Source organism: Bacteroides sp. 2_2_4, from assembly GCF_000157055.1.
GTDB lineage: Bacteria > Bacteroidota > Bacteroidia > Bacteroidales > Bacteroidaceae > Bacteroides > Bacteroides ovatus.
Genome location: NZ_EQ973395.1, coordinates 1 through 1,427, shown reverse-complemented (window position 1 = coordinate 1,427; position 1,427 = coordinate 1). Strand labels below are relative to the sequence as shown.

1 protein-coding gene is annotated in these 1,427 nt (G+C 35.7%); it reads right to left on the bottom strand.

All coding sequences use genetic code 11. The features are described from left to right. Positions 1-199 precede the first annotated feature (199 nt). Entirely contained in the window at positions 200-535 is a 336-nt protein-coding gene (locus tag BSCG_RS00130; protein WP_004327208.1) for a hypothetical protein, read from the bottom strand. Between the last annotated feature and the right edge of the window lie 892 nt (positions 536-1,427).

Genomic DNA, 1,427 nt, shown 5'->3' with positions numbered 1-1,427 from the left:
TACACGCGGGCGAGCGTAAGGCAAAGATAAATTAAGAAGAAAATCATAAGAGAAAAGAGAAGTGCCATATAAAATATACCAAAACCGGATTATAAGACATGATGATTTTTGCATATACAGGATTATTCAATCAAGTATATGCAAAAAGAAATGAGGCAAACATACGTCAGGAAATGCAGAATTGAAATGCAACGACGATTTATTCCTCCATACGCAGGCTGACAAGTTCAATCCATTTCTTTAGGCTCAGATCGAGACCGCCTTTCTCCAATAAATGAAGGGCGCTACCATAATGAAGGGCGGCATCTTCCTTTACAGAATATATCTTGCAAGAAAGCTCACCGAGATAATACTTCAGGCGTGCCATCTGAATATAATCCAATAGGGTATAATCTTCTTCTACTGATAAACTAATCAATTCATTTATCAAGACATATGCCTGTTCGCATTCGGTACAGGTTAAATCAGAGAAAGATTTGTTCACAACAGGATGCTGCGATAGCTGAATGATGATACGATTAAAGTCTCCGCACATAGTTTATATGAATTACCACATCAGTTCCCGGTGGTGCGAGGTTTATATAAAAAGAGAACGTGGGAACTATCTACTTACGCTCTATATAAGGTATCCGCTAAGACCCCCAGTGAACATAAGTGATAGCCCCACGCCCAATTGTGTATATAACAAAGTATATATGCAAAAGTGCGCGAGACCTGTCACTCATTGTCATTCACTGGTAAAAAATTAGCGGATTTTTATATAGAATGCAACAAATAACCGTTCTCAATAAAATTATTAAAAAGCTACTTCCTTCGCTCGAAAGTAAACTATGACAAAAGTAGAAATAAATATCTATTAAACAAACAATTTTGACAGAAAAAAAATATGCTTTATCAATTAATCTAGTCTATATCATATAAAAAAACACGTATCTGACATTCTACTAGAAACGATTTTTCATTTCTCATGTTCTCATAACGCACATAATAATATCTTGTAAATCAAAGACATAACACTATGAGAAATAAAATAGAAAATAGCATTTCTCATAGTATTACCAGCATTTTGTCCATAAAACAACGCATTTCTCATACCTTTTCAAGGTATTTCTCATAGTATTTTAACCATTTATCCTATAAATTATCAAGCCAGATTCTAAGCTAAAGACCAAGTAGAATACCAGACTATACACTGCTTTACAATATATTACCAGTGCTTATTGAAAGTATATAGAGCGGACATTTGTATATTTTCCTACCTGTATCTGTATCGTTCCACTCCAGTGAACAGGCTTGTGCACTAGAGTGAAAAGAACCGTCCACTCGAGTGGAACGATCTGTTCACTGGAGTGGAACGATACAGATACAGGTAGGAAGGTAAGCATTCGGCCTCGCCCGTATTTCTCTCCAAGCTATAATAAAGTCAA

Bases quoted from the DNA above. Each gene is read 5' to 3' on its own strand.
- BSCG_RS00130 (WP_004327208.1), bottom strand. From the start codon at position 535: ATGTGCGGAGACTTTAATCGTATCATCATTCAGCTATCGCAGCATCCT.